Origin of the sequence: Cupriavidus sp. SIMBA_020, from assembly GCF_046535395.1 — a bacterium.
Taxonomy (GTDB): Bacteria; Pseudomonadota; Gammaproteobacteria; order Burkholderiales; family Burkholderiaceae; genus Cupriavidus; species Cupriavidus campinensis.
Map to the genome: position 1 here is coordinate 1 of NZ_JAWRWU010000621.1, position 270 is coordinate 270.

Consider the following 270-nt stretch of genomic DNA (forward strand, 5'->3'; position numbering starts at 1 on the left):
TGGTGTTGGTGAGGCCCGGACCGATGATCGCCACCACGGCCACCGCGAGCAGCAGCGAAGGCAGCGCGAGCAGCACGTCCATGAGGCGCATGATCGGCGTGTCGGCCCATTTCTCGAAGAACGCGGCGACGAGCCCGAGCACGATGCCCGGAATTAGCGCGAGCACGACCGACACGCAGCCGATCCACAGCGACAGGCACGCGCCGAACATCAGGCGCGAGAGAATGTCGCGGCCCGCTTCGTCGGTGCCGAGAATGAACTTCCAGTTGC

At 65.9% G+C, this 270-nt stretch carries 1 protein-coding gene; it reads right to left on the reverse strand.

All coding sequences use genetic code 11. The features are described 5' to 3' along the window. Window positions 1-270 (reverse strand): ABC transporter permease subunit (locus tag SB751_RS30780; protein ID WP_410749123.1); only part of this gene is annotated, 270 nt, incomplete at both ends.